The following is a 5280-nucleotide window of genomic DNA, read 5'->3' on the forward strand; positions in this document are numbered from 1 at the left end:
AGTCGTCGGTGCTGCCCGGCCGGCGCAGCCCGTCGTGCTTCTCCTTGCGCCGCCGCTCGGCGAAGTCGTCCTCGTACGCGAGCCACACGGCCCGCGCCTCCTCCAGCTCCTCCAGGGCCGCGACCAGGCGGCCCGGGTCGGGGGAGCGGTCCTCGGGGCCGAAGCCGGCCCGGGAGCACAGGTGGTCCCAGGTCGCCCGGTGGCCGTAAGGGGCAAATCTCTCCAGGCACTTGCGCAGCGAGTAGCGCCGCAGTGCCAGATCGTTGCGCGGATCGCGCACCTGTCTTGCCAGACTCCGGAATCCGGCCATCGCCCTGCACCTCCGTCACCCGTACGTCGGCGTCGCCGCAGTCGTGAAGCGACGTTGCCGAGTAGACGTATCGACACGTGATTCGGATCCCTCCGCAGGGCGCCGGGACCCATCCGATCCCGGATGGGAGCCATCAGCGGCACCTCGTGAGGCCCGGGAGTCGCCGAGTGGTCCCTGTGGCGATCCTGAAAACGTGACGCATGTTCATCTTCTGTCGGTGGCTAACCGCCGGTAACCTCCGGCTCACCATCGTCGGGAGGACCAGGCATGCGACGACGCATCCCACGCACCACCCTGCACAGAAAGTCCCGAGGCCCGCTGCGGAGACTGACGGCCGCCGCGGCGCTCGTACTCACCGCGGGACTGCTGTCCCCGCTCTCGACGGCCGCGGCCGCCGACGAACCCGCTCCTGTGACCGACTACTGCAAGGGGCAGTGCGCGGACATCCTGCCGCCCGGAGCGAACGGCAGCGCCACGCTCGCCGAGATCCTCGGCAACAAGCTGTTCGGAACCCAGCCTGCGCACGCCGACGACCAGATCGGCCCTTACGACGCACTGTCGTCCGGATATCCCTCACTCACGGACGCCACTCTCTCGAACTTCTTCAACGACTCCTCCTTCGGGGTCCCGGACGGATCGGTCGGCTCGGTCACGCGCCCCCGCGACGACGTGACGATCACCCGTGACAAGAAGAACGGCGTACCCCACATCAAAGGTTCCACGCGCTACGGAACCGAGTTCGGCGCCGGCTACGCCGCAGGTCAGGACCGGCTCTGGCTCATCGACCTGTTCCGCCACATCGGTCGCGGCGAGCTGACCTCGTTCGCCGGCGGTGCGCTCGCCAACCAGGGACTCGAGCAGGAGTTCTGGCCGCAGGCCCCCTACACCGAGGACGATCTGCAGCAGCAGGTCGACTTCATCAAGAACAAGGGCGGCGAGCGCGGCGCGCAGGCGATGGAGGACGCCCAGGCCTACATCGACGGCCTCAACGCCTACCGCGAGAAGTCCAAGAACGGCCGCTACTTCCCCGGCGAGTACGTCCTCACCGGAAAGATCGACGCCATCACCAACGTGGGCGAGATCCAGCCGTTCGAGGTGACCGACATGATCGCGCTGGCCTCCGTCGTCGGCGGCCTGTTCGGCAACGGCGGCGGCGGCGAGGTCGACTCGGCCCTGTCGCTGCTCTCCGCCCAGCAGAAGTACGGCGTCCAGAAGGGCACCGAGATCTGGGAGACCTTCCGCGGCCGCAACGACCCGGAGGCCGTCACCACGATCCACGACGGCACGAGCTTCCCGTACGGCACGAAGCCGGCGAAGGCGCGCGGCGAGGCGCTGCCCGACGCGGGCTCCGTCGACCGCGAGCCGCTCGTGTACGACCGCACCGGCTCCGCCGCCACCGCCGCGAAGTCCGGCACGGCGAAGAAGGACCCGGTGAAGGCGCCCGCGAAGCTCAAGCCGCTCCAGGGCATGTACGACGACGGCGTGCTCCCGGCGGACATGTTCCGCGACGCGGCCTCCAGGAAGGGCATGTCCAACGCCCTGCTGGTCTCCGGCAAGCACACCGCCTCCGGCAACCCCGTCGCCGTGTTCGGCCCGCAGACCGGCTACTTCGCACCCCAGCTCCTGATGCTCCAGGAGCTGCAGGGTCCGGGGATCAGCGCCCGCGGCGCCTCCTTCGCCGGCGTCGGCATGTACGTCCAGCTCGGCCGCGGCCAGGACTACGCCTGGTCCGCCACCTCCGCCGGACAGGACATCACCGACACGTACGCGGTCCCGCTCTGCGAGGCCGACGGATCCGCGCCCACCAAGGCCTCGACCTCGTACCTCTACCACGGCACCTGCACGCCGATGGAGAAGCTCGAGCGGAAGAACGCCTGGAAGCCGACCGTCGCCGACTCGACGGCCGCGGGCTCCTACCGGATGCAGGTCTTCCGCACCGAGTACGGCGTCGTGACGCACCGTGCCACCGTCGACGGCAAGCCCGTCGCCTACACGGCACTGCGCTCGACCTACCGGCACGAGGCCGACTCGATCATCGGCTTCCAGATGCTGAACGACCCGTCCTACGTCACGGACGCCGCGTCCTTCCAGAAGGCGGCCCAGCACATCAGCTACGCCTTCAACTGGTTCTACGCCGACTCGCGCGACATTGCCTACTACAACAGCGGCGACAATCCGGTGCGCGCCGACGGCGTCGACATGTCGCTGCCCGTGCGGGCCGAACCGGCCTACGAGTGGAAGGACTTCGACCCGGCCGACAACACGGCGGCCTACACCCCGCCGGCCGAGCACCCGAACTCGGTGAACCAGGACTACTACATCTCCTGGAACAACAAACAGGCCAAGGACTTCACCGCCGCCAACTTCAGCCTGGGCGCCGTCCACCGCGGCGACCTGCTGGACGGGCGGGTCAAGAAGCTCACCGCCGAGGGCGGCGTCACCCGCGCCTCGCTCACCCAGGCGATGGAGGAGGCCGCCGTCACCGACCTGCGCGGCGAGCAGGTCCTGCCGGAACTCCTCAAGGTGCTGCGCAGCAAGCCGATCACGGACCCCGCGCTGTCGCAGGCCGTCCAGCAGCTGGAGGCGTGGCGCAAGGGCGGGGCCCAGCGCAACCAGACGTCCGCGGGCTCCAAGACGTACGCCCACCCGGACGCCGTGCGGATCATGGACGCCTGGTGGCCGCTCCTGGTGAAGGCGGAGTTCGAACCCGGGCTCGGCGGCGACCTCTACCAGGCGCTGACGGGCCAGCTGGCCGTCGACGAGTCGCCGTCGGCCGGACACGGACCGACCGGCTCGCACGCCGGATCCGCCTTCCAGTACGGCTGGTGGGGATACGTCGACAAGGACCTGCGGTCGGTCCTCGGCGAACCGGTGAAGGGCGCGCTCGGCGCGACGTACTGCGGCGCCGGTGACCTGTCGGCCTGCCGCGACGCGCTGCTCGCGTCGCTGGCCACGGCGGTGGCGAAGCCCGCCACCGAGGTCTACCCCGGGGACGACCAGTGCAAGGCGGGGGACCAGTGGTGCGCGGACACGATCGTGCACCGCGCGGTCGGCGGCATCACGCACCGCTCGATGCAGTGGCAGAACCGGCCGACCTACCAGCAGGTGGTCGAGTTCCCGGCGCACAGGTGACCCGACCCGGCGGCGCGTCCACGCGCCGCCGGGAACGGCAGGGAACGCGGAAGCGGCCGGGCGGACGCCCGGCCGCTCCTGCGTTCTCCCGCTCTCCTCAGGCCAGTTCGCGCTCGCGGGTCTCCGGCAGCGCGAGCACGCACAGCAGCGAGACGACGGCCATCGCGCTCACGTACCAGCCGACCGACGACGAGCCGAACGCGCTCTGCAGCCGCGTCGCGACCAGCGGCGCCACCGCGCCGCCGAGCACCCCGCCCAGGTTGTACGCGAACGAGGCGCCGGAATAGCGCACCCGCACCCCGAACAGCTCCGGCAGATACGCGCCCATCGGCCCGTACACGACGCCCATGCAGAACAGGGCGCCGCCCAGCGCCAGCGCGATCAGCACCGGCTGCTCGGTGTCCATCAGCGGGAACAGGGCCAGACCCCACACCACGGCCAGGGCCGAGCCCACGAGCACCATGCGGCGCCGGCCGCCCGCGTCCGAGCGGGTCGCCGCCAGCCAGGTGCCCGCCGCGAGGAACAGGCAGGCCACCAGCGACACCGCGAGCATCGTGCCCCGCGGCACGCCGAGCGTCTTCGTGCCGTAGGCGAGGCAGTAGGTGGTGGCGGTGTAGAAGAGCCCGTACGCGACGACCATGCCGCCCGCGCCGAGCAGGATCTCCTTCGGGTGCCGCCTGAACACCTCGAGCGCGGGCGCCCGGCTGGCCTCCTGGTCCTCCATCACCTTCGCGAAGACCGGCGTCTCGCTGATCTTCAGCCGGACGAACAGGCCGACCGCGACGAGCAGGAACGACAGCAGGAACGGGACGCGCCAGCCCCATGAGCGGAACGCGTCGTCGGACAGCGTCTCGGACAGCACCCAGAAGATGCCGGTCGCCGCGAAGAAGCCGACCGACGGGCCGAGTTGGGGGAACGCGGCGAACAGCCCGCGCCGCCCGCGCGGCGCGTGCTCCACGGCGAGCAGCGCGGCGCCGCCCCACTCGCCGCCGAGTCCCACGCCCTGGAGGAAGCGCAGCAGCACGAGGAGGAGCGGGGCCCACACGCCGAGCGTGGAGTAGCCGGGGAGCAGACCGACGCAGGCCGTGGACAGGCCCATCAGGAGCAGTGAGGCCACGAGCACCGACTTGCGGCCGATCCGGTCGCCGAAGTGACCGAAGACCAGGGAGCCGATCGGGCGGGCCGCGAACGCGACGGCGTACGTCGAGAAGGAGGCGAGGGTGGCGTTGAGGGAGGAGAGGTTGGGGAAGAACGCGTCGTTGAGGACGAGGGCGGCGGCCGTTCCGTAGACGTAGAAGTCGTAGAACTCGATGGCCGTTCCGATGAAGCTCGCGACGGCCACGCGGCGCAGGCTCTCCGGTGCGGGAGGTGCCTGCGCCGCGTCGGCCGGGCGCGCTTCTTCGCTGGTGGGGTCGGGTTTCAGCACCTCGGCACTGTCGCGTTCGGTGTAGCGTGCAGTCAATGCCTGAGATGCGGCGTCTCGTTCCGTGAGACCGGGTGCGGGGCGCCGGGCCGGCCGCCGCTACCTGTACGTCAGGTAGCGGCGCCGCACCGCGCGGAACGCGGACAGCTCGTCCTGCCAGCCGGCGACCACCTCGTCCGTCGTCGCGCCCGCGTCGATCATCGTGCGCACCTGCGTCGAGCCGGTCAGCTTGTCGATCCAGTTGTCCGCGCGCCAGGCGAAGTCCTTCCACGACGCCTTCGCCGTCACCAGGAGCGCGATGCCGGTGCGGACCGGGTCGAACGCCTCGCGGTCGTCGACGTGCAGCTGCACGCCGCCGACCGTCCTGCCCTCGAACTTGGAGAACGTCGGCGCGAAGTACGCCTCCCTGAAGTGA

Annotated in this window: 2 protein-coding genes and 2 pseudogenes; 1 reads left to right on the forward strand and 3 read right to left on the reverse strand. The window is 70.6% G+C overall.

All coding sequences use genetic code 11. The features are described 5' to 3' along the window. Window positions 1-310 (reverse strand): annotated as a pseudogene (locus GTW43_RS00395) (hypothetical protein); the annotation flags it as partial. Between the two features lie 267 nt (window positions 311-577). Here GTW43_RS00395 and GTW43_RS00400 point away from each other — a divergent pair. Further along, window positions 578-3442 carry a penicillin acylase family protein gene (locus tag GTW43_RS00400; protein ID WP_161299520.1) on the forward strand — a complete coding sequence of 955 codons (2865 nt, stop codon included), beginning with the start codon at window positions 578-580 and terminating at the stop codon, window positions 3440-3442. 97 nt (window positions 3443-3539) lie between these two features. Here the strand turns inward: GTW43_RS00400 and GTW43_RS00405 are convergent, their stop codons facing one another. Together GTW43_RS00405 and GTW43_RS00410 are read right to left on the reverse strand one after the other, a co-directional pair. Next, window positions 3540-4865, reverse strand: coding sequence for an MFS transporter (locus GTW43_RS00405; RefSeq protein ID WP_237536323.1), 1326 nt, complete (start codon window positions 4863-4865; stop codon window positions 3540-3542). Between the two features lie 99 nt (window positions 4866-4964). Continuing rightward, window positions 4965-5280: pseudogene (locus GTW43_RS00410) on the reverse strand (exo-beta-N-acetylmuramidase NamZ domain-containing protein); the annotation flags it as partial.

Origin of the sequence: Streptomyces sp. SID5785, from assembly GCF_009870065.1 — a bacterium.
Lineage (GTDB): Bacteria > Actinomycetota > Actinomycetes > Streptomycetales > Streptomycetaceae > Streptomyces.

Bases quoted from the DNA above. Each gene is read 5' to 3' on its own strand.
- GTW43_RS00400 (WP_161299520.1), top strand. From the start codon at position 578: ATGCGACGACGCATCCCACGCACCACCCTGCACAGAAAGTCCCGAGGC.